Source organism: Pseudomonas sp. JAI115 (assembly GCF_014200835.1).
GTDB classification, from domain to species: domain Bacteria; phylum Pseudomonadota; class Gammaproteobacteria; order Pseudomonadales; family Pseudomonadaceae; genus Aquipseudomonas; species Aquipseudomonas putida_A.
In genome coordinates this window covers 133,862-156,876 of sequence record NZ_JACHCY010000009.1, presented here as the reverse complement: position 1 = coordinate 156,876, position 23,015 = coordinate 133,862, and the positions used below count along the sequence as shown (strand labels likewise).

General features: G+C 60.6%; 20 protein-coding genes. 13 read left to right on the top strand and 7 right to left on the bottom strand.

Translation table 11 applies throughout. The features are described 5' to 3' along the window. The first annotated feature begins 58 nt into the window (after positions 1 to 58). The 5 genes from gshA (at position 59) to tauD (ending at position 5,574) form a co-directional block, all read left to right on the top strand. Complete coding sequence (gshA, locus tag HDC30_RS20080) at positions 59 to 1,642, top strand: glutamate--cysteine ligase (protein ID WP_183784569.1); 1,584 nt, start codon at positions 59 to 61, stop codon at positions 1,640 to 1,642. 329 nt (positions 1,643 to 1,971) lie between these two features. Further along, entirely contained in the window at positions 1,972 to 2,949 is a 978-nt protein-coding gene (gene tauA, locus HDC30_RS20075; protein ID WP_098966681.1) for a taurine ABC transporter substrate-binding protein, read from the top strand. Positions 2,950 to 2,965: 16 nt separating this feature from the next. Then, positions 2,966 to 3,760, top strand: a complete 795-nt coding sequence (tauB, locus tag HDC30_RS20070) for a taurine ABC transporter ATP-binding subunit (RefSeq protein ID WP_027611202.1) — start codon at positions 2,966 to 2,968, stop codon at positions 3,758 to 3,760. Continuing rightward, entirely contained in the window at positions 3,757 to 4,590 is an 834-nt protein-coding gene (tauC, locus tag HDC30_RS20065) for a taurine ABC transporter permease TauC (protein ID WP_183784567.1), read from the top strand. The genes tauB and tauC overlap by 4 nt, the downstream gene beginning before the upstream one ends. Positions 4,591 to 4,731: 141 nt before the next feature. After that, a complete protein-coding gene (gene tauD / locus HDC30_RS20060; protein WP_115988447.1) occupies positions 4,732 to 5,574 on the top strand; it encodes a taurine dioxygenase in 843 nt (280 codons plus the stop codon). A 164-nt stretch (positions 5,575 to 5,738) separates the two neighbouring features. Here the strand turns inward: tauD and mgrA are convergent, their stop codons facing one another. The 3 genes from mgrA to HDC30_RS20045 form a co-directional block, all read right to left on the bottom strand. Further along, on the bottom strand, positions 5,739 to 6,776 hold the full coding sequence (mgrA, locus tag HDC30_RS20055) for an L-glyceraldehyde 3-phosphate reductase (RefSeq protein ID WP_115988448.1): 1,038 nt from the start codon (positions 6,774 to 6,776) through the stop codon (positions 5,739 to 5,741). Positions 6,777 to 6,950: 174 nt separating this feature from the next. Further along, complete coding sequence (locus tag HDC30_RS20050) at positions 6,951 to 8,270, bottom strand: LLM class flavin-dependent oxidoreductase (protein WP_183784565.1); 1,320 nt, start codon at positions 8,268 to 8,270, stop codon at positions 6,951 to 6,953. Position 8,271: 1 nt separating this feature from the next. Continuing rightward, entirely contained in the window at positions 8,272 to 10,497 is a 2,226-nt protein-coding gene (locus HDC30_RS20045) for a TonB-dependent receptor (protein WP_183784563.1), read from the bottom strand. 205 nt (positions 10,498 to 10,702) lie between these two features. Between HDC30_RS20045 and HDC30_RS20040 the strand changes: the two genes are divergently transcribed. After that, a complete protein-coding gene (locus HDC30_RS20040) occupies positions 10,703 to 11,740 on the top strand; it encodes a LacI family DNA-binding transcriptional regulator (RefSeq protein ID WP_183784561.1) in 1,038 nt (345 codons plus the stop codon). Between the two features lie 35 nt (positions 11,741 to 11,775). Here the strand turns inward: HDC30_RS20040 and HDC30_RS20035 are convergent, their stop codons facing one another. Together HDC30_RS20035 and HDC30_RS20030 are read right to left on the bottom strand one after the other, a co-directional pair. Continuing rightward, positions 11,776 to 12,177 (bottom strand): type II toxin-antitoxin system HicB family antitoxin, encoded by a 402-nt coding sequence (locus HDC30_RS20035; RefSeq protein ID WP_003220616.1) that lies wholly within the window; start codon positions 12,175 to 12,177, stop codon positions 11,776 to 11,778. Positions 12,178 to 12,236: 59 nt separating this feature from the next. Continuing rightward, positions 12,237 to 12,419 (bottom strand): type II toxin-antitoxin system HicA family toxin, encoded by a 183-nt coding sequence (locus HDC30_RS20030; RefSeq protein ID WP_027611194.1) that lies wholly within the window; start codon positions 12,417 to 12,419, stop codon positions 12,237 to 12,239. A 395-nt stretch (positions 12,420 to 12,814) separates the two neighbouring features. Between HDC30_RS20030 and HDC30_RS20025 the strand changes: the two genes are divergently transcribed. Further along, positions 12,815 to 13,075 carry a hypothetical protein gene (locus HDC30_RS20025; RefSeq protein ID WP_025110994.1) on the top strand — a complete coding sequence of 87 codons (261 nt, stop codon included), beginning with the start codon at positions 12,815 to 12,817 and terminating at the stop codon, positions 13,073 to 13,075. Positions 13,076 to 13,099: 24 nt separating this feature from the next. Here HDC30_RS20025 and betT read toward each other — a convergent pair whose 3' ends face one another. Continuing rightward, a complete protein-coding gene (gene betT / locus HDC30_RS20020; protein ID WP_166496387.1) occupies positions 13,100 to 15,061 on the bottom strand; it encodes a choline transporter BetT in 1,962 nt (653 codons plus the stop codon). A 402-nt stretch (positions 15,062 to 15,463) separates the two neighbouring features. Then, the gene (gene epsC, locus HDC30_RS20015) at positions 15,464 to 16,390 is read right to left on the bottom strand and encodes a serine O-acetyltransferase EpsC (RefSeq protein WP_095137901.1); all 927 of its coding nucleotides are present in this window, start codon (positions 16,388 to 16,390) and stop codon (positions 15,464 to 15,466) included. A gap of 190 nt (positions 16,391 to 16,580) precedes the next feature. Here epsC and HDC30_RS20010 point away from each other — a divergent pair, with 190 nt between their 5' ends. From HDC30_RS20010 to HDC30_RS19985, 6 genes are all read left to right on the top strand, one after another. After that, positions 16,581 to 17,579, top strand: a complete 999-nt coding sequence (locus HDC30_RS20010) for a D-cysteine desulfhydrase (protein WP_183784559.1) — start codon at positions 16,581 to 16,583, stop codon at positions 17,577 to 17,579. A gap of 332 nt (positions 17,580 to 17,911) precedes the next feature. Continuing rightward, positions 17,912 to 18,712, top strand: a complete 801-nt coding sequence (gene tcyJ, locus HDC30_RS20005) for a cystine ABC transporter substrate-binding protein (RefSeq protein ID WP_086794003.1) — start codon at positions 17,912 to 17,914, stop codon at positions 18,710 to 18,712. Then, positions 18,712 to 19,377, top strand: a complete 666-nt coding sequence (gene tcyL / locus HDC30_RS20000; protein ID WP_003220607.1) for a cystine ABC transporter permease — start codon at positions 18,712 to 18,714, stop codon at positions 19,375 to 19,377. Before tcyJ ends, tcyL begins: the two co-directional genes overlap by 1 nt. Before the next feature lie 4 nt (positions 19,378 to 19,381). Next, a complete protein-coding gene (tcyN, locus tag HDC30_RS19995) occupies positions 19,382 to 20,131 on the top strand; it encodes an L-cystine ABC transporter ATP-binding protein TcyN (RefSeq protein WP_095137897.1) in 750 nt (249 codons plus the stop codon). Between the two features lie 465 nt (positions 20,132 to 20,596). Next, positions 20,597 to 21,361, top strand: a complete 765-nt coding sequence (locus tag HDC30_RS19990; RefSeq protein WP_183784557.1) for a hypothetical protein — start codon at positions 20,597 to 20,599, stop codon at positions 21,359 to 21,361. 396 nt (positions 21,362 to 21,757) lie between these two features. Then, positions 21,758 to 22,999 carry an SfnB family sulfur acquisition oxidoreductase gene (locus HDC30_RS19985; protein ID WP_183784555.1) on the top strand — a complete coding sequence of 414 codons (1,242 nt, stop codon included), beginning with the start codon at positions 21,758 to 21,760 and terminating at the stop codon, positions 22,997 to 22,999. Positions 23,000 to 23,015: the final 16 nt, after the last annotated feature.

Here is a 23,015-nt window from a genome sequence, read left to right as displayed (position 1 = left end):
TTGTAGACCGTCCTGCCCACCCCCATATTGGGGCGACTGACGCGTGAAGGAATCCAAATTGAGCGAACTTCTCAACCGCCGCCTGGCTCTGCTCGGCGAGCGCGCCAACCTCTCTCTGCTCGAACAGTGCCTCCACGGTATCGAACGTGAATGCCTGCGCGTGACCAGTGAAGGTCGTCTGGCGCAAACGCCGCACCCGGAAGCCTTGGGTTCCGCGCTGACCAATGAACAGATCACCACCGACTATTCCGAGTCGCTGCTGGAATTCATCACCCCCGCCCTGCCCGATCCGGCCGATACGCTGGCGAGCCTGGACAAGATTCATCGCTTTGCCTACAGCAAGCTCGGCAACGAGTACCTGTGGAGTCCATCGATGCCGTGCCCGTTGCCGGCCGAGGAAGACATCCCGATCGCCTATTACGGCACCTCCAACATCGGTCGGCTCAAGTACGTTTACCGCAAGGGCCTGGCCCTGCGGTACGGCAAGACCATGCAGTGCATCGCCGGGATTCACTACAACTTTTCCCTGCCGGAAAAGCTCTGGCCGCTGCTGCGCGAAGCCGAGGGTTTCGTCGGCACCGACCGCGATTTTCAGTCGTCGTCGTACATCGCGCTGATCCGTAACTTCCGCCGCTACAGCTGGCTGCTGATGTACCTGTTCGGTGCTTCGCCGGCGCTGGACGCAGGCTTCCTGCGCGGTCGTTCGCACCAGTTGGAACAACTGGACCCGGACACCCTGTACCTGCCGTACGCCACCAGCCTGCGCATGAGCGACCTCGGTTACCAGAGCAACGCCCAGGCCGGCCTGACGCCGTGCTACAACGATCTGGCGAGCTACACCGACAGCCTGCGCAAGGCCGTGGCCACGCCATACCCGCCGTACGTGGAAGTCGGCACGCACCAGGATGGCGAGTGGGTACAGCTCAACACCAACATCCTGCAGATCGAAAACGAGTACTACTCCAACATCCGCCCGAAACGCGTGACCTACACCGGCGAGCGGCCGATCCAGGCGCTGATGGCCCGGGGCATTCAGTACGTCGAAGTGCGTTGCCTGGATATCAACCCGTTCCTGCCGATGGGCATCGACGTCACCGAATCGCGCTTCCTCGACGCGTTCCTGCTGTATTGCGCGCTGAACGACAGCCCGTTGCTGACCAACAACAGTTGCGGCAACGCCACCTCGAACTTCCTCAGCGTGGTCAAGGAAGGTCGCCGTCCGGGCCTGCAATTGCAGCGTGACGGCGAAGCGGTCGAGCTGAAGGTCTGGGCAGCCGAGCTGCTGGAAAAAATCGCACCGCTGGCGGCATTGCTTGATCAGAGCCATGGCGGCGACGCACACAGCAAGGCGCTCGACGCGCAACTGGCCAAGGTCAAGGATTCGTCCCTGACCCCATCGGCCCAAGTGCTGGCGACCATGGCCGAGCACAAGGAAAGCTTCGCGCAATTCTCCCTGCGCCAGAGTCAGGCGCATGCCGAGTTCTTCCGCAGCGAGCCGTTGGCTGCTGATGAACAGGCGAAGTTTGAGGAGCTGGCGCGTTCTTCGCTGGCGCAACAGGCGGAGCTGGAGCAGAACGAGGTCGGTGATTTCGACGTGTTTGTCGGGTCGTATCAGGCGAGTATTCTGGCGATCAGTAATTAAAAGCCCCTCACCCTAACCCTCTCCCGGAGGGAGAGGGGACTGATTCAGGTGCTCTTGAGATTGACGCCGACCTGAAATATCCAGCCGAACTCAGGCCTTGAAAAGTATAAAGATCGGCTCCCTTTCCCCCTCGCCCCCTTGGGGGAGAGGGTTGGGGTGAGGGGGCAAAGACCTAACGTCTGACACAAGATCCGAAGTATCCACAATCCCTCACGCCTTAGATTTTTCCGCTCATAAGCTAAGTCTAAAAAGTTATTTATTTTTAGATTCTTAGATCATTTAGTCTCCTTTCACGCCGATCGTCGGTCGCCTGATTTGGAGCACTCCCCATGAAACTGAATTTCCCGCTTCGCCTGCTGGCCGTGGCCTCGTTGGCTGCTGCGAGCTTTCTGGCGCAGGCCGCCGACCTCACCGTCGCCTACCAGACCACCGTCGATCCGGCGAAAGTCGCTCAGGCCGATGGCGCCTACGAAAAAGCCACCAAGGCCGACATCAGCTGGCGCAAGTTCGACAACGGCGCCGACATCATCGCTGCCATCGCTTCCGGTGACGTGCAGATTGGCTACCTCGGTTCCAGCCCGTTGACCGCCGCCATCACCCGCAAGGTTCCGGTGGAAACCTTCCTCATCGCCACCCAAATCGGCGCCGCCGAAGCACTGGTCGCTCGCGACGGTTCCGGGATCAAGACCCCGCAGGATCTGGTCGGCAAGAAAATCGCCGTGCCGTTCGTGTCCACCGGTCACTACAGCCTGCTCGCGGCGTTGAAGCACTGGAACATCGACCCGTCGAAAGTCACCGTGCTCAACCTCGCCCCGCCAGCGATCATCGCCGCGTGGAAACGCGGTGATATCGACGCCACTTACGTGTGGGATCCGGCACTTGGCGTGGCCAAGGAAAACGGTAAAGTGCTGATCACTTCCGGCGAACTGGCCAAGTTCGGCGCGCCGACCTTCGATGCCTGGATCGTGCGCAAAGACTTCGCCGAGAAACACCCGGAAATCGTCACCGCGTTCGCCAAGGTCACCCTCGACGCCTACGCCGATTACCGCAAGGATCCACAAGCCTGGCTCGCCGACCAGTCACACGTCGACAAGCTGGTGAAGCTCTCCGGTGCCAAGGCCAGCGACATTCCATTGCTGCTGCAGGGCAACGTCTACCCGCTGGCGGCTGATCAGGTGATCACACTCGGCGCGCCGACCACCAAAGCCATCACCGACACCGCCGCGTTCCTCAAGGAGCAAGGCAAGGTCGAAGCCGTACTGCCGGACTACGCGCCGTACGTCAGCGCCAAATACATCACCAACTGATCGGGAGTTCACTGCGATGGCCTTGCTACAGCTGGAGCGCATCAGCGCACAGTATCCCGGCAGCCCGGAACCGGTGCTGGCGGACATTTCCCTGACCCTCGGGCCTCAGCAATTGCTGGTCGCCCTCGGCCCGTCCGGCAGTGGCAAGACTTCGCTGTTGAACCTGATTGCCGGCTTCGTCGAACCCAGCGCCGGGCGCATCACCCTCGACGGCGTGCCGGTCAAAGGCCCGAGCGCCGAGCGCGGCGTGGTGTTCCAGGATGACGCTTTGCTGCCCTGGCAGGATGTGTTGGCTAACGTGGCTTTCGGTCTGGAACTGGCCGGTGTCGCCAAGGACAAACGCGAAAAGATCGCCCGGGAAATGCTCGCGCTGGTCGACCTTTCCGGTTTCGAAAATCGCCGCATCTGGCAACTCTCCGGCGGCCAGAAACAGCGCGTCGGCCTGGCCCGCGCCCTCGCCGCCGACCCGCGCGTGCTGCTGATGGACGAACCTTTCGGCGCCCTCGACGCATTCACCCGCGAGCAGATGCAGGAGCTGTTGCTGCAAGTCTGGCAGCGCACTGCAAAACCGGTGTTCCTGATTACCCACGACATCGAAGAAGCGGTATTCCTCGCCACTGACCTGATTCTGCTGGCGCCGAATCCGGGGCAGATCGTCGAGCGTCTGCAGCTGGATTTCGGTCAGCGCTACGCTGCCGGTGAGTCGGCGCGGGCGATCAAATCCGACCCGCGTTTTATCGAAACCCGCGAGCACGTGCTGAGCAAAGTGTTCTCGCAACGCAGCGCCGTACAACGGCAGGAGCGCGCATGAGCAGTTACGACGTTTCCGCCCCGGCAGTGAAAACCCCATCGGTGGCGATTCCGCAGCGCCGCAGCCTCAGTACGCGGTGGATCAGCCTGCTGACCCTGTTCGCCTTGCTGGTGATCTGGTGGACGGTGACCGCCAGCGGTTTGATCGAACCGCTGTTCCTGCCGCCACCGTCCGCCGTGCTGCAAAAAGGCTGGTTGCTGGCGACCATCGGTTACATGGATTCGACCCTGTGGCAGCACCTGGGCGCGAGTCTGAGCCGCATCGGTCTGGGTCTCGGTTTCGCGATTCTGACCGCGGTGCCGGTGGGCATTGCCATCGGCGCCAACCGTATTGCCCGTGGTGTGCTTGATCCGTTGATCGAGTTCTACCGGCCGATTCCGCCATTGGCTTATCTGCCGCTGATCGTGATCTGGTGCGGCATCGGCGAGTTGTCGAAAGTGCTGCTGATCTACCTGGCGATTTTTGCGCCGATCGCCATCGCGACAGCCACCGGTGTGCGCACTGTAGACCCGGCAAAATTGCGCGCTGCGCAGTCGCTCGGTGCCACTCGCGCACAACTGATCCGCCATGTGATTTTGCCCAGCGCCCTGCCGGACATCCTCACCGGTGTGCGCATTGGTCTGGGCGTTGGCTGGTCGACCCTGGTCGCCGCCGAACTGATCGCCGCCACCAGCGGTTTGGGGTTCATGGTGCAGTCGGCTGCGCAATTTCTGGTCACCGATGTGGTGGTGCTGGGGATTCTGGTGATCGCCCTGATCGCCTTCGCCATGGAAATGGGCCTGCGTGCCCTGCAGCGCAAACTGGTGCCGTGGCACGGCCAAACCCACTGACAAATTTCATGTGCCCCCTGTGGGAGCGAGCCTGCTCGCGAAAGCGTCGGATCAGTCACCGCACTGTCGCCTGACACTCAGCATTCGCGAGCAGGCTCGCTCCCACAAAAGCATCACACCCCGAATTCGAAGAGAAAGACCATGAGCAGCCTGACCATCACCCCATTAAGCTCGGCTCTCGGCGCGCAGATCAGCGGCGTCGACGTCAGCCAGCCGTTGAACCTGGAACAGCGCGACGCCATCGAGCAGGCGTTGCTCAAGTATCAGGTGCTGTTCTTCCGCAACCAGCCGATCGAGCCTTCGCAACAGGCACGTTTCGCCGCGTACTTCGGCGACCTGCACATTCACCCGATCTACCCGAACGTGCCCGAGCAGCCCGAAGTGCTGATCCTCGACACCGCCGTCACCGACGTGCGCGACAACGCGATCTGGCACACCGACGTGACCTTCCTGCCGACCCCGGCGATGGGGGCGGTGCTCAGCGCCAAGCTGCTGCCAGAGTTCGGCGGCGACACCCTGTGGGCCAGCGGGATTGCCGCGTATGAAGCACTGTCGGCACCGATGAAAAAGCTGCTCGAAGGACTGACCGCGACTCACGATTTCACCCGCTCTTTCCCGTTGGAACGCTACGGCAATACGCCGCAAGCACTGGCCCAGTGGGAAGAGGCGCGACGCAAGAATCCACCGTTGTCACACCCGGTAATCCGCACCCATCCGGTCAGTGGACGGCGCTCGTTGTTCGTCAACGAAGGCTTTACCTCGAAGATTAACGAGCTGTCGGAAACCGAGAGCGAAGCGATTCTGAAATTCCTGTTCGCTCATGCAACGCGGCCGGAATTCACCATTCGCTGGCGCTGGCAGCAGGACGATATTGCGTTTTGGGACAACCGTGTGACCCAGCATTATGCGGTGGATGATTACCGTCCGGCGCGGCGGGTGATGCAGCGAGCAACGGTGTTGGGGGATGTGCCGTTTTTTAAATAAAGCCTGATTTAGGTGTTGTGTTTAAAGGCCCCTTCGCGAGCAAGCCCGCTCCCACAGTGGGATTGTGGTGCACACGAAACCAGTGTTCACCATCGATCCAATGTGGGAGCGGGCTTGCTCGCGAAGGCGTCAGTACCGGCGCCGGGTGATCCGGCGCGGAACGCTTATTCAGCGGTCGACGGCTTCTCCCACAGATTGATCCCGCCCTCCTGGGCAAACCGGTCGATCTCCGCCAGTTCCTCAGCACTGAAACTCAGATTCTTCAACGCCCCGACGTTCTCGATGATCTGCTCCGGCCGGCTCGCGCCGATCAGCGCTGAGGTCACTCGCGGATCACGCAGGGTCCAGGCCAGCGCAAGTTGCGCCAGGCTCTGGCCGCGACGTTTGGCGATCTCGTTCAACGCGCGCACGTGGGCAATGTTGGCCTCGGACAAGTGCGAAGCCTGCAGCGAACCACCACCCGGACGATTGACCCGCGCATCCGCCGGCACGCCGTTGAGGTACTTGTCGGTCAGCAGACCTTGCGCCAGCGGGGTGAAGGCGATCACGCCAGTGCCGAGTTCTTCGGTGGTGTCGAGCAGGTCTTTTTCGACCCAGCGATTGAGCAGGTTGTACGCCGGCTGATGAATCAGCAGCGGCACTTTCCATTCCTTGAGCAGCGCGGCGATCTCGCGGGTTTTCACCCCGGAGTACGACGAGATGCCGATGTACAGCGCCTTGCCCTGTTGCACGGCGGTGGCGAGGGCGCTGGCGGTTTCTTCCAGCGGGGTGTCCGGGTCGAAGCGGTGCGAGTAGAAGATATCCACATAGTCCAGACCGAGACGCTGCAGGCTCTGGTCGAGGCTAGCCAGCACGTATTTGCGCGAGCCGCCGCCCTGACCGTACGGGCCGGGCCACATGTCCCAACCGGCCTTGCTCGAGATAATCAGTTCATCGCGGTACTGCTTGAAGTCTTCACGCAGCAAACGACCGAAGTTGATCTCGGCGCTGCCATACGGCGGGCCGTAGTTGTTGGCCAGGTCGAAGTGGTTGATGCCCAGGTCGAACGCGGTGCGCAGCAGGGCGCGCTGGGTGTCGATCGGCGTGCTGTCGCCGAAGTTGTGCCACAGGCCCAGCGACAGCGCCGGCAGCACCAGACCGCTGCGGCCGACGCGGCGGTAAGGGATGGAGTCGTAGCGATTTTCGGCAGCGGTGTAAGTCATCGAATCCTCTCTTGTTTGATTAACAGCAAATTGAGGGTGAATTTCAACTTTGTGGTGAGGGGATTTATCCCCGATGGACGGCGTAGCCGTCCCAAAAAAAATCGCGAATTTGAATACAGATTTGGGGGTGGCTTTCGCCACCCATCGGGGATAAATCCCCTCACCACAGGGTGTTTACACAAATCTGTTTTGCGGTCGGGCAAGCCCCAGGTTTTCGCGCAAGGTCCGGCCCTCATACTCGGTTCTGAACAGCCCACGTCGCTGCAGTTCCGGCACCACGCCATTAGCGAAGTCTTCGAGCCCGCCCGGCAGGTGCGGCACCAGCACGTTGAAGCCATCCGCCGCGCCCTGTTCGAACCACTCCTGCAAGCGATCGGCGATCTGCGCCGGTTTGCCGACCAGACTGTAATGCCCTCGTCCGCCGGCAATCTTGCGGCCCAATTCGGCGAGGGTCAGATTTTCCCGGCCCGCCAGTTCAGTCAGCAATCTCTGCCGGCTCTGCTGGCCGCTGTCGGTCAGCGGCAACTCCGGTAACGGGCCGTCCAGCGGGTACTTCGACAAGTCGAAGTTGCCCAGCATACGCCCAAGCAAGGCGACGCCAACCTCCGGTTCGACCAATTGCTGAAACGTTTCACATTTTTCCTGCGCTTCGGCTTCTGTCTGGCCGACGACGACAAACACCCCGGGCATGATTTTCAGCGAGTCGGCACTGCGCCCGTACTTGGCCAGGCGCCCCTTGAGGTCGGCGTAGAACGCCTGCGCGCCGGCCAGTGAAGTCTGCGCGGTGAACACCACCTCAGCGGTCTGTGCCGCCAGTTCACGCCCGGTCTCCGATGAACCGGCCTGCACGATCACCGGTTGTCCCTGCGGCGAGCGCGCCACGTTCAGCGGGCCTTTCACCCGAAAATGCTCGCCGACGTGATCCAGCACGTGCAACTTCGCAGGGTCGTAATAGGCGCCGCTGGCTTTGTCGCGGACAAAAGCATCGTCCTCCCAACTGTCCCAAAGCCCGGTGACCACCTGATGAAACTCGCGGGCACGGCTGTAGCGTTCGGCGTGGCCGATGTGTTCGTCGCGACCGAAATTCAGCGCTTCGGCGGCGTTGTCCGAGGTCACCAGGTTCCACCCGGCGCGGCCGCCCGACAGGTGATCGAGTGAAGCGAATTTGCGCGCCACGTGATACGGCTCGTTGTAGCTGGTGGTCGCCGTGGCGATCAGGCCGATGCGCTCGGTCACCGCGCTCAGGGCCGAGAGCAAGGTCAGCGGTTCGAAGTGATCGGAGCGCGCCATGCGGCTGGCGATGTCCTGGGTCGGCGCGGCGACGCTGTCGGCGACGAACAGCGTGTCGAATTTCGCCGCCTCGGCAATCTGCGCCAGACGCTTGTAGTGGGCGAAATCCAGACCGGCATTCGCCGGTACCTGCGGGTGCCGCCACGCGGCGACGTGGTGCCCGGTGGCCATGAGAAAGGCGCCAAGTTTCAACTGTCTGCTCATCTCAGAAATCCTTGCGCAATTGCACACCGAAGTAGCGTTCATCATCCCGTGGCACGGCGCGGTAGATGTAGCTGCCGCCGCTGGCCAGCAACGGTGAGTAGGACTTGTCGGCGAGGTTCTTGCCCAGCAGCGCCACGCGCCAGCCGTTGCTGTAATCGGCGAGAGCGACGCTGGCGTTCCAGATGCCATAGGCACCCTGTTTGGTGTCGGCATTCTGGCTGATGTCGTACTGCACTTCGCTCTGCCAGCTGTAGTCGGTGCCGAGTTCGATATCGAGGCCGTTGTCCAGCGGGATGCTGTAGTCGGCGCGCACGTAGCTTTTCCAGTCGGGGCTGAACGGCAATGGCTTGCCATTGACGTTGCACGACGCCGCCGCACCTGCCGGGCAGCTGAATTGATCGATACGCGCGCGGGTGTAAGCCAGCGCCCCGGAGAACTTGAGTTGCTGGGTCGCCTGCAAGGCGTAATCGAGTTCGACGCCTTCAGTGCTGACGCTGCCGGCGTTGATCAGACGCGTCACCACTTGCCCGGCGACGGTGTCGAAAAAGTTCGCCTGGTAGTTGTCGTAATCGCTGTGGAACACCGCGAGGTTGGTGGTCAGCCGGTTGTTCCAGCTGGTGGCCTTGATCCCCGCCTCCCAGGTATTGGAGGTTTCCGGTTTCAGCGCTTCGGTGTCACGCGGCTGCATGTTGAAGAACACGTTGTACGCCGGGCCTTTGTAGCCACGCGAATAGGTCAGATACGTGGTGACTGCATCACTGAGGTCGTACTGCACGCCGAGCCGGCCGGACCAGCCGTCCTCGTCCACCGAGCCGGAACTGCTGGTGGCCGGCTGGATGCCGCTGACTGTGGTCGCCGATGTCGAGACGCGGCGGTGATCGTATTCCAGCTCATCGTGGGTATAGCGCAGGCCAGCGATGCCACGAAAGTCCGAGGTGAAGTTCAGCGTGGCTTCGCCGAACGCGGCGTAGCTGTCGCTGGTGGTGCTGTAATCGGCGACGCCACGGTCGGTGCGCGTGGTGGTGGTCGAGGTGCGCTGATAAGTCTCGTCATCCTTGCCGTGCATGTAGAACAGGCCGCCAACGTATTCAAGGAACTCACCTTTCGGCGAGGCCAGGCGCAGCTCTTGCGAGTACTGGTCGAAGGCCAGATCGCCTTTGTCGGCGGTGCCGGGGAACGCTGCAGTGATCGTGCTCAGCCGATCGCCGTCCTGATACTGGGTGTTGTCCCAGCCGCGCCACGCGGTGATCGAGGTCAAAGTGTAATCGCCCAGTTGCCAGTCGAGCTGGCCGGACAGGCCTTTGTTGGTGTCCTCGACATGGCTGCGAGTGTCGGTGTTGATGTCGCGGTTGTGGCCGCTGGCGTAGACCGGGCTCAGCGCGTTGGCGAAGGCCGGGGTCAGCGACTTGCTGACGACACCGTTGGGGCCGTCGTCGTGGGACTGCATGTAGTCGGCGATCAGGGTGAAGGTGACGTCGTCATTCGGGGTGAATTCAAGCTTGCCGCGCACGCCGCGATGGTTATAGCCGTTGACCTCCTGGCCGTTGTATTTGTTGTCGACGTTGCCGTCGTAGCTGCTGACCAGGGTGCTGATCGAGCCCTTCAACGTATCCGGAATCAGGCTACCGCCAATGCCGAAGCGGGTGCGGCTTTCATTGCCGCTGTAGTACGACTGGTCGATGTAACCGTGGGTCTCGTTGGTCGGCGCCTTGCTGGTGATGTTGAGCACACCGGCCGAGGCATTCTTGCCGAACAGCGTGCCCTGCGGGCCGCGCAGCACTTCGACGCGCTCCAGATCCAGCAGGTCTAGGGTCGATTGACCGGGACGCGCATAGACCACGCCATCGATCACCGTGGCCACTGTTGGCTCGACGCCAGGCGAGGTGGAAATCGTGCCGACGCCTCGCACAAACAACGAGGTGTCCTTGTTCGACGCACCGGTACGGAAATTCAGCGACGGCACTTGCTGGACGATGCTCGCCACGCCGTTGCGGTTGTCGCGCTCCAGTTGTTCGCCGTCGATCACCGACACTGCCACCGGCACCTTCTGCAGCGACTCTTCACGGCGGGTGGCGGTGACCGTGACGGACTTGAGGGTCGGCTCTTGTTCGCTGCTGTCGGCGGCGAAAGCCGTGGGCAGCGGCAACGCCGCCAGCCCGGTAAAGATCCAGCCAGCGGCGCGAATCGACTGCGCCAGTTTGTGTGTCGCCCCAGGAATGTTGTGCATGATTGCCCGCTCGAAATTGGCCCTGAATCGCTGCCGTTCTGCGACGACAGCGCCTGAATCGGTGTCTTGGGCATTCGCTCGAGCGAGTAGCAGACAATGCGCATTGTTAGCGCTAACATCGCCAGTATTGGCAAGCTCGACATAGAGCGTCCAATACTGAAAAATTACTTTTATATGCGTTTTGGTTTTTAAGAAGGATCGAGCCTTGAGCCAGGAAAAAACCCGCAAACGCCGTGGCGCCGGACGCGTGACCCTGAATGCGGTGGCGCGCGAAGCGGGAGTTTCGGCAATCACCGTGTCGCGCTATTTCAATCAGCCGGAAACCGTCTCGCCGGAACGTCGCGAGCGCATTGCAACGGTAGTGGCCGAGATGGGTTATGTGCCGAATCTGGTGGCCGGTGGCCTGGCCTCGGCGCGAGGAAAAATCGTCGGCATGGTAATTCCGAATATCTCCGGGCCGATCTTTGCCAACACCATTCAGGGCTTCAGCGACACCCTCAGCCGCCACGGTTATCAACTGCTGCTGGCGTCGAGTTACTTCAGTACCGAACAGGAAGAAAACGCCGTGCGCGCGTTTCTCGGCTGGTCGCCGGCGGCGCTGGTGCTGACCAGCCACTTTCACAGTTCGGGCACGGAAAAGATGATCGCCGAAGCGGATATTCCGGTGATCGAAACCTGGGATTACCAGCCGGATCGCGAGCCGATGCAGATCGGCTTTTCGCACTATGAAGTCGGCGTGACTGCTGCGCGTTATCTGTATGACAAAGGCTATCGCCGCATCGCCTTCGTACAGAACAGCGCCCCCGGTGACCTCAGTGCCCTCGAACGTCGCGACGGTTACGCTGCCACCGTGCGCGAGTTCGGACTGCAGCCGTGGGTGTTCGCCCCGGACGCCGACCGCGCGCCGTTCGAAGCCGGCAAGCAAGCGATGGAAGCGCTGATGAACGCCTCCCCGCGCCCCGACGCGATCATCTTCGCCAACGACAACCTCGCCGCCGGCGGCTTGCTCGCCGGGCAACGCGCCGGCATCAAGATCCCCGAAGACTGCGCCGTGCTCGGCTTCGGCGATTACCCGTTCGCCGAGATGCTGTTGCCGAGCCTGAGCACGATCAAACCCCCGGCACTGGAGATTGGCGTACTGGCGGCAACGCGGGTATTGGAAAGCCTTGGGGTGTTGCCGAGCGATGATGTGCAGCGCCTGAATCTGTTGCAGTGCAACGTGATCGAGCGCGAGAGCACCTGACATACATGCCTGCGGCAGCCCCTACAGGTTGTTCGTCATGCCGACAATTCGCGTAACGCAGCTGCGGCCAGAAATCCGGAGCGGGAACTGTAGCGTTGATCACGCCGGACTGTTTGATCAATACGCTCCAGCAGTTGCTCGGGCAGCGTGGCGTTGAAGCGTACCGACTTGCCGAAATAGGGCGTGATATCAAAGTCGACAACACCCCAGATTCCACCCGCGTAATCCGGGTTGTCGAGATGTGCATCAATATCCTGAACTCGAGGCAACGGTGCACCATCAGCCACCAGCCCCTCATAGTGCAGGGCCAGAGCCTCCTGAGTGTTTTCAAAAGCTTCGGCTACCGTGCTCCCTGCGGAGAAGCACCCCGGTACATCCGGGACAATCACTCCGTAGTCCGAGTCGGCATCCTTGTGCAAAACGACCGGGAATTTCATAAACGTGAATCCTTCCTCTGACGTGTCCATAAAAGGACTTTCACTTCCAATAACGGGATTCATTTCAACCCCGCCTGTTTCAAAATGCTGTTGATCGTCCCTTTGGGAAGGTCTGAATCCGGATGCTTGATCGTCACCCGACCCGGCTTGCGCGGATGCTTGTACTGATGGTGACTACCCTTCACTGCAACCAGATACCAACCATCCTCCTCGATCATCCTGATCATTTCCCGACTACGCATTTCCTTCGCCCTGTTCGACAGCAAGAGCTGGTCACTCTAGGGCGTGGACAACCGCTTTATACACACGATACACACTCGGATAAATATTAGCTGAGTGAACAAACACCCGATTATTGGTTCGACCAACGGCAGACGCGGGCCAGCGAGAAAGGGCCTTCTCGTCCAGATACATTTGAATGAGTCGCGAAATATGTCGATCGAGAAGGGTTGGCTCGTATGGTTGTGGGCTGACTTGTCTATGCTCTAAATGACACCGAGGTGGCCCTTTCGCGAGCAAGCCCGCTCCCACAGGATCTTGGTTGTACGCAGAATCTGTGAATGACCGAGATCACTGTGGGAGCGGGCTTACCCGCGAAGGCGTCCGATCAGGCACCGCATGACCCGCAGGCACGCCTATGCACACCGCCATCATCATCTTCTTCGGCCTGGTCCTGCTCGCCCTGATGCTCTACATCGGCGAGCGCATTGGCTTCAGCCGGCAGACTCTGGCCTACAGCTTCGCCGCGCTGTGGCTGGCGTTGACGGTGATCAATGGTGCGGTGGGGGTGGTGCATGCCGGGCAGCCGCTGGGTTCGGAGATCGCGGTGGGCAGTGCGGTGTTCGGGGTGCCGATGGCGGCGATGGTGTTGTTTATGGTGCTGAGCGCCGAGTCGTGAAACGTCCCGGCGCTCAGTTGCCGATCAACGCACCAGATGCAGGAACTGCATGTGGCGTTCGTACTGGTCGAGGATGTCGTTGATGATCTGTTCCTTGGTGTAGCCGACCAGATCGTAGTCCTGACTGCCCTCGCTCAAGTGCACTTCAGCGCGGTAGTAGCGGCGGTTGTTGAGTTGCTTGGAACCCATGCCGCCACGGGCGAACGACGGCGTGAAGTAGCCGCGCATCTGCACCTGGTAGATGAACGGATGCTGCTCACCGTGGCCTATTTCCAGGCTGATGTTGTCGTGCGCCGGGTCCGGCTGGGTGACCACGTTCAGACCCTTCTCGACAAATACCGCCGTCACTTCTTCAATCGCCGGGCGCACCGTGGTGTCCATGAAGCGGTACACCTCGTCGCGTGACGGGAAGTGCACCGCCTGACTCAGGCGCTGGCGCCAGCCGCCCGTGCCACGCCGCGAACCGGAGACCGGTGCCAGCGAATGCAACTGCGCGATCTGCTTCTGCGACTCCAGATAGAACGCCTTGTGCAGGCCCCACATCATCAGCAGCAAAATCATCGAGAACGGCAGCGAGGTCAGCACCACCGCCGATTTCAGCGCATCGATGCTGCCGGAGAACAGCAGCGCACTGGTGATCAACGCGGTCATCGCGCCCCAGAACACTCGCAGCCATTTCGGCCCGTCTTCGTCCGGGTTGCCGCCCTTGGCCGACAGGGTCGAGAGCACCACGGTGCCGGAGTCGGCGGAAGTGACGAAAAACACGAAGCTGATGAACACCGTCACCGCGATGACAGTCTTGCTCCACGGGTAGGTTTCCAGCAGCAGGTAAAGGCTCATCGACGGATTGTCGAGGGCCGACATGCCCAGTGCCGACATGCCGTGATTGAGCACCTGATCGATCGCACTGTTGCCGAAGATCGACATCCACGCCAGGGTGAAACCGAGCGGAATCAGCAGTACGCCGAAGACGAATTCGCGGATGGTCCGACCACGGGAAATCCGCGCGATGAACAGGCCCACGAACGGCGACCATGCGATCCACCAGGCCCAGTAGAACACGGTCCAGCCACCGAGCCAGTCGCTCGGTTTGTCGTAGGCATAGAGGTCGAAACTCTTCATCGGCAACGCGCCGAGGTAATCGCCGAGGTTCTGGATCAAGGTGTTGAGCAGGTGCTGGGTGGGTCCGGCGAACAACACGAACAGCAGCAGCGCACAGGCCAGCAGCATGTTGATGTCGGACATCACCCGCACACCCTTGTCCACACCCGACACGGCGACGATGATCGCCGCACCCATCATCAACGTGATCAGGCCGACCTGAATCCACTGGGTGTGAGCGATGCCGAACAGGTAGTCCAGACCGGAATTGAGGTGCAATACGCCGAAGCCCATGTCGGCGCCCAGACCGAACACCGTGGCGATGATGCCGAAGCCGTCCACCGCGTAGCCGATGGGGCCGTTGATGCGCTTGCCGATCAGCGGGTACAGGGCCGAACGCAAGGCCAGCGGCAGGTTATGCCGGTAGGCGAAATAGGCCAGCGCCATGCCGACGAAGGCGAACACGCCCCAGCCGTGCAGGCCCCAGTGCAGAAACAGAATCTGCATCGCCTGCCGCGCCGCATCGGCGGTGCCGGCCTCGCCTTGCGGCGGTTGGGCCAGGTGCGTCAGTGGCTCGGATACGCAAAAGAAAAACAGCGTGATGCTGATCCCGGCGGCGAACAGCATGCCGGCCCAGGACAGGTAACTGAACTCGGGTTCGTCGTGGTCGGCACCGAGTTTTATCTTGCCGTAGCCCGATAACGCGGTGACCACCACGAAGACCAGATACAGGGTCATCGCGAGCATGTAGTACCAGCCGACCGTGTTGGCCGCCCAGTTTTGCGCAGCCAGCAACCAGGCGCCGGCCTGCTCCGGCATGGCGATGACAACCAGACCAAACAGCAGAATCACCGTCGCGGCGAAGTAGAACACCGGCGGATTCATGCGCACCAGACCGCTGGCGGGGGTAGACGATGCACTCATGAAACGTGCACCTCGAGGGGTTGAAACGTGGCTGAAATGATCGGACTCAGCAAAGGCAAGCCTCCTGTTGTGAGCGGGCAGCGAACCACCGGTTTAACTTGAATGAACGTTCAAGTTAAACATGGATAGGGTGGTAAGGACTAATCGCAGGGCCAGGCGGTAGTTTTCCTACAGTAGCCCAAGGAGGGGTATGACGCGGGTTTGAGGGGATTCGTTCAATGGAGAATTGGCTGAATGCCATTATCTCGATCTGACCCAAAAAACCATTCGCGAGCAGGCTCGCTCCCACATTTGAAACGCATCCCAGTGTGGGAGCGAGCCTGCTCGCGAAGAGGCCTGACGCGGCAACGCAGATTCAGGAACTTACTTCTGCGTCCCGTCATCATGCTGCAGATTGGCCTGAGTCAGGTTGCTCCCCGCCGGCACGCTGCGCGTCAGCCACACATTACCGCCGATGGTCGACCCCTGGCCGATAGTGATCCGTCCCAGAATCGTCGCGCCGGCATAAATCACCACGTCGTCCTCGACAATCGGATGGCGTGGATGGCCCTTCTGCAACTGCCCGTCTTCATCCGCCGGGAAGCGCTTGGCGCCCAAAGTCACGGCCTGATAGATCCGCACACGCTCGCCGATGATCGCGGTCTCGCCGATCACCACACCGGTACCGTGATCAATGAAAAAGCTGCGGCCGATCTGCGCGCCCGGATGGATATCGATGCCGGTGGCCGAGTGCGCAATCTCCGCGCTGATTCGCGCGAGTAACGGCAACCCGGCGCGGTACAAATGGTGCGCCAGACGATGGTGAATCACCGCCAGAATTCCCGGATAGCACAGCAACACTTCATCGACGCTGCGCGCCGCCGGATCACCGTGATAGGCGGCCAGCACGTCGGTATCGAGCAGGCTGCGCAGGCCCGGCAAGGCCAGGGCGAAATCCTGAATGATACGGATCGCCTGAGCTTCGACGTCGGCATCGCCTTGAGCGCTGTGCCGGGCGACATAACGCAACTCCAGCCGCGCCTGCGCCAGCAAGGCATTCAATGAGGTATCGAGGGTGTGACCGACATAGAAGTCCTCACTCTCCTCACGCAGATCCACCGGCCCCAGCCGCATTGGGAACAACGCACCACACAGCGCTTCGAGAATCTCGGCCATCGCCGCGCGGGACGGTAACTCGCGGCCACCCTGCTCGCCGCTGGCCCGGCCATTCTGGGTACGCCACTGATCCCGCGCGGTACGCAGTTGGCTGACGATGGTCTGCAATTGCCAATGGCTGGAACGCTCGCTCACGGTAAAGACTCCTCACGGGCGGCCGGACGGTCTGGCCGCGTCAACGGCGACTACTTTACGGCATGCCCGTGAGGGCGAATTAAGAACCGATAGTGCTGGACTAAGCACATTTGGCTATAAGCGATTCACGGTTGCCCCGCTAAAACGGCGTGCCTATAGTCCTGTCATCTTTCTCCGCCAGTACGGACTCATGATCAAACAACAGCTGGATCGCTTTAACCGTCTCGACCTGCTCGGCCAACCCACGCCGCTGGAAAAACTTGAACGTCTGTCCGCCTGGCTGGGTCGCGATGTGTACATCAAACGCGATGACCTGACGCCGCTGGCCATGGGCGGCAACAAGCTGCGCAAACTCGAATACCTCGCCGCCGATGCCCTCGCTCAGGGCGCCGACACGCTGATCACCGCCGGCGCCTTGCAATCGAATCACGTACGCCAGACCGCCGCATTGGCGGCCAAACTCGGCTTGGGTTGCGTGGCGCTGCTGGAGAATCCGCTAGGCACCGACGACAGCAATTACACCGGCAACGGCAACCGCCTGTTGCTCGATCTGTTCGACACCAAGGTCGAGCTGGTGGACAACCTCGACAATGCCGACGAACAACTGGCCGCACTCGCCGTGCGCCTGCGCAGCAATGGCAAGAAACCGTATCTGGTGTCGATTGGTGGGTCGAATGCACTCGGTGCATTGGGCTACGTACGTGCCGGTCTCGAACTGGCGGAGCAGATCAAGGACACCGGCCTGAATTTCGCCGCCGTGGTGCTGGCCTCGGGCAGCGCCGGGACCCACAGCGGTCTGGCATTGGCCTTGAGCGAAGCACTGCCGAAATTGCCAGTGATCGGCGTAACGGTATCGCGCAGTGAAGAAGACCAACGCCCGAAAGTGCAGGGTCTGGCCGAGCGCACGGCGGAGCTGCTGGGCGTGAAATTACCAGTGAACTTCAAGGTCGAGTTGTGGGACGAATACTTCGGCCCGCGTTACGGCGAACCGAATGCCGGGACACTGGCGGCGGTGAAACTGTTGGCCAGTCAGGACGCGGTGCTGCTCGACCCGGTATACACCGGCAAGGCCATGGCCGGGTTGCTCGACGGGATCGGCCGCCAGCGTTTCGACGAGGGCCCGATCATCTTCCTGCATACCGGTGGGGCGCCGGCGTTGTTTGCCTACAAGGATTCGCTGACAAACTGATCCTCCCAGCTGCAAGAATTTCTGTGGTGAGGGGATTTATCCCCGTTGGACTACGCAGCAGTCCCCTGCTCTTCAAGTCAGAAGAGAGGGCCGCTTCGCGCCCCATCGGGGATAAACCCCCTCGCCACAATTGATCATATATATTCGAAATTGGAATAACAGAAAGATCATTAAGTATTTTCAAGTCTAAAGCAGACATCTTATAGTCTCGCCGCAGGCGAATTTCGGGCAAGACGCATAAGCTGCTTTAGGGCACGATAACGCAGTCGTTCAATTCCCGGATTCGCCAACCTTCCTTAAGCGTCTTCCATAAGAAAACACAGGGGCTTGTCATGAATTTTTCCGCACTACGTCGCACTCTGCTGGTAGGTTCGCTGGGCCTTGCACTGAGCGCCGGCCTGATCGGCCAGGCAACCGCCGGTGAGCAGCTGCAACAGATCAAGGACAAAGGCGTTATCAACGTCGGCCTGGAAGGCACTTACCCACCGTTCAGCTTTGTTGATGAGAACGGCAAGCTGTCCGGCTTCGAAGTCGAACTCTCCGAAGCCCTGGCGCAGAAACTCGGCGTCAAAGCCAAGATTCAGCCAACCAAGTGGGACGGTATCCTCGCTGCGCTGGAATCCAAACGTCTGGACGTCGTGGTCAATCAAGTGACCATCTCCGACGAGCGCAAGAAGAAGTATGACTTCTCCGAGCCGTACACCGTTTCCGGGATTCAGGCGCTGGTGCTGAAGGACAAGGAAGCCAAGTTGAACATCAAGACTGCCGCCGACCTGTCCGGCAAGAAAGTCGGTGTCGGCCTGGGCACCAACTACGAACAGTGGGTCCGCGCCAACGTGCCGGGCGCTGACGTGCGTACCTACGACGATGATCCGACCAAGTTCGCCGACCTGAACAACGGCCGCACCGACGCCATCCTGATCGACCGTCTGGCTGCACTTGAATACGCCAAGAAAGCCCCGAAAACCGTGGCTGCCGGTGAAGCGTTCTCCCGTCAGGAATCCGGTATCGCCCTGCGCAAAGGCGAGCCTGAGCTGCTGGCTGCGGTGAACAAGGCTCTCGACGAACTGCGTGCCGACGGTACCCTTGAGAAGCTGTCGAAGAAATACTTCAACGCTGACGTCACCAAATAATGGAAGAAGCTTTCCAACTCGCACTGGACTCCGCGCCCTTTCTGCTCAAGGGCGCGTATTACACGGTCATCCTCAGTCTGGGCGGCATGTTCTTCGGCTTGCTGCTGGGCTTCGGCCTGGCCTTGATGCGCCTGTCGCGCTTCAAACTGGTGAGCTGGATCGCCCGCATCTACGTGTCGTTCTTTCGCGGCACGCCGTTGCTGGTGCAACTGTTCGTGATCTATTACGGCTTGCCGCAATTGGGTCTGGAACTGGATCCACTGCCAGCGGCGCTGATCGGCTTCTCGCTGAACATGGCTGCCTACGCCTGTGAAATCCTGCGGGCCGCGATCGGTTCGATCGAGCGCGGCCAGTGGGAAGCCGCCGCAAGCATCGGCATGACCCGTGCGCAGACCCTGCGCCGGGCCATCCTGCCGCAAGCGATGCGCACGGCCCTGCCGCCACTGGGTAACAGCTTCATTTCGCTGGTCAAGGACACGGCACTGGCCGCCACCATTCAGGTGCCGGAACTGTTCCGCCAGGCGCAACTGATTACCGCCCGGACTTTCGAAGTCTTCACCATGTATCTTGCCGCCGCGCTGATCTACTGGATTCTGGCCACGGTGCTGTCGCACCTGCAGAACAAGTTGGAAGAGCGGGCCAATCGGCACGACCAGGAGTCCTGACCCCATGATTGTCGTGGAAAAACTGACAAAGCAGTTCAAGGGTCAAGAGGTGCTCAAAGGCATCGACCTTGAGGTGAAGGAAGGCGAGGTCGTGGCCATCATCGGCCCCAGCGGTTCGGGCAAGACCACGTTCCTGCGCTGCCTGAATTTCCTTGAGGAGCCCACCAGCGGCCGGATCAAGGTCGGCGATATCGAGATCGATACCCGCCGCCCGCTGAGCCAGCAGCAGAGTCTGGTGCGCAATCTGCGCCAGCACGTGGGTTTCGTGTTCCAGAACTTCAACCTGTTCCCCCACCGCACCGCACTGGAAAACGTCATCGAAGGGCCGATCGTGGTCAAGAAGATGCCGCGCGAGCAAGCCGTTGCCCTGGGCATGAAGCTGCTGGCCAAGGTCGGTCTGGCCGGCAAGGAAGATGCGTATCCGCGTCGTCTGTCCGGTGGTCAGCAACAGCGCGTGGCGATTGCCCGGGCGCTGGCGATGGAGCCGGAAGTGATCCTGTTCGACGAGCCGACTTCGGCCCTCGACCCGGAACTGGTGGGCGAAGTACTGGCGACCATTCGCGGTCTCGCTGAAGAAAAACGCACCATGGTCATCGTCACCCACGAAATGGGTTTCGCCCGCGACGTGGCTAACCGTGTGGTGTTTTTCGACAAGGGCGTGATCGTCGAGCAAGGCGAAGCCAAGGCGTTGTTTGCCAACCCGAAAGAAGAACGCACCAGACAGTTCCTCAGCAAGTTCCTGAATCACGCCTGAGATACTTATTCTCTTGAGTCATCAACTTCCATGGACGGAAGTTTTACTTACCGCGCCTGAAAACTTCCAAATCCCTCCAGCTTAAACCTGTCAAAACAATACATATATGTTCTGCAACAGATACAAGTAATCTGCGGCGCGCTTTCGTGCCTGTGAAATGATCTAAATCGACCGGCACAAAAATCGCGAAACTCGCGAAAAACCGTAGTTCCATTCGCCATCACCGCTAGGCAGGATGCCTCATCAGCGTAGGACGCTTCTGATTAATCGGTAATTCACAGATTAACTAAGGCACTCTATTGACACTCTTTCCGGCACGCTCTTATCTAGTCGCCAACCGGCACCCATTAGTTGAATCAACGCTTACTCAGCCCGAACAAAGTTCACGGTTGTATTACCGATTCATCACGCCTTTTGTTGTTTCAAGAAACGGACTTCGCCGCAAGACTTCAAGGAGAGAACCCGATGACCCGCACTTCGCACGCCCCCGAACTGGCAGCGCCGAATCTGGCGTCCGCATCCAACAACGCCATCAATCTGGCCGCTGCCGCGCATTTGCTGATCGATGTCCTGCCCTACCCCGGCATGGACTCCGGTGATCTGATCGAACTGTTCTGGAACAACTGCTACGTCGCCTCGCGAGTCTTGACCAGCGAAGACGTCGGCGCCTCGATCAGCCTGCGGGTGCCGGAAAGCTTTATCGCCAGTGGCACCGCACGGATTCACTATCGAGTGATGCAGATCGGTCAGGGACCGGCGCTGTCGGCGGCAACGCGGGTTCAGGTCAAGCTCGACTGCCCTGGCGGCCAGCCTTCGCCGCTGTGCGGTGACGAGAATCAGCAACTGGCGCCCGTCACGCTGCCCGACACCATCCGCCGCCAGGGCGTGAACCCCAATCAGATCAAACGCGGCGTGCCGCTGACCATCGAACCCTACCTGAACATGGCCGAGGACGACGCCATCACCTTGCGCTGGGGCGACGTGCGTATGGACCTGGCACCGATCACCGCAGCGGATGTCGGCCTGCCGATTCAGGTCTGGGTGCCACCGGCAGTGATCGTCGAGGGCGGTGAGGATCTGCGCTTGGACGTGACCTACTGCGTCATCGACTGGGTGGGCAACAACTCACGCTGGGCACCGCCACGGACGCTGAAGATCGGTTGCGTGAATCCTTATCTGAAGGTGCCGCTGCGCCAAACGCTGAAGGCCGCTGAATCGACCAAGGATTGACGCCGCATTCCTGTACTTGTGGGGCTTTGTAGTGAGGGGATTCAGGGAAACGGCGCGCCGCCCCCGATGGACTGTGAAGCAGTCCCGTTTTTTATGACTCAGAAAAGGCCGCTGCGCTGCCTGTCGGGGATGAATCCCCTCACCACAGGTTGTATTGCCACGGCTGAGAGACTGTTAACCAACCCGACCACCGCCCCTTCTATACATATTCCTAAAAGTTAGTTTATTTAATATTTATACACGCTTAGGGTATATGAACCGGACCACCGGACATTCTTTCGTTCGCCGCACTTTTGCGGCGTTTTTCATGAGATGTGAGGTAGGTAGTATGGTCCGGAACACAATCACCCCAGTGCAGATCGCCAGGGCATTGCGTGCAGCCAAGGAGCGGCACTGATGTCCAGTCTGGCAGACGCAAATCTCCAGTCTGATCTGGACATCGCCCCACTGTTGTTGCCCGCGCAGGTTTTGCGCAACGACGCCCAAGCCATCAAGGCTGCCCACGAACTGGCGCAAGTCGCCCGCGCGCAGGCCGCCAAGCGCGACCGCCAGCGCAAGCTGCCATGGTCGGAAATCGAACAGTTCACCCGCAGCGGACTGGGCAGCATTGCCATCCCGCGCGAATACGGTGGCCCACAAGTTTCATTCGTGACCCTGGCCGAGGTATTCGCGATCATTTCCGCAGCCGACCCGGCGCTGGGACAGATCCCGCAGAACCAGTTCGGCATCATCAACCTGGTACTCGGCAGCGCCACCGAAGCGCAGAAAAAACAGCTGTTCCAGAGTGTTCTGGAAGGCTGGCGCATCGGCAATGCGGGTCCTGAGCGCGGAACCAAAAATACCCTGGAATTGAAAGCCCGCATCACCGCCGACGGCGATGACTACGTGATCAACGGCCAGAAGTTTTATTCCACCGGCGCGCTGTTCGCGCACTGGGTGGCGGTCAAGGCGCTCAATGACGACGGCAAACAAGTGCTGGCCTTCGTCCGCCGTGGCACCCCGGGCCTGCGCATCGTTGATGACTGGTCGGGCTTCGGTCAGCGCACCACCGCCAGCGGCACGATTCTGCTGAACAACGTGCGCGTCGAGTCGAGCCTGGTCGTCGATAACTGGAAGATCAACGAGAAGCCCAACACTCAAGGCGCGGTGTCGCAGCTGATTCAGGCAGCCATCGACGCCGGCATCGCCCGTGGCGCCATCGACGATGCCATCGAGTTCGTCAAAACTCGCGCGCGGCCCTGGATCGACGCGAAGGTCGAGCGCGCCAGCGATGACCTCTATGTGATCGCCGACATCGGCAAGCTGAAAATCGAACTGCACGCGGCTGAAGCACTGCTGCGCAAGGCCGGGCAAATGCTGGATCAGGTGCACACCGCGCCGCTGACCGCCGAATCCGCCGCCCGCGCTTCAATTGCGGTGGCCGAAGCGAAAGTGCTGACTACCGAGATTTCCTTGCTCGCCAGCGAGAAGCTTTTCGAACTGGCCGGCAGCCGCGCGACCCTCGCCGAATTCAACCTCGACCGCCACTGGCGCAACGCCCGGGTGCACACCCTGCACGACCCGGTGCGCTGGAAGTATCACGCGGTCGGCGCCTATCGCCTCAACGGCACTCTACCGGCTCGCCATTCCTGGATTTAACGACCAGACATCTGGA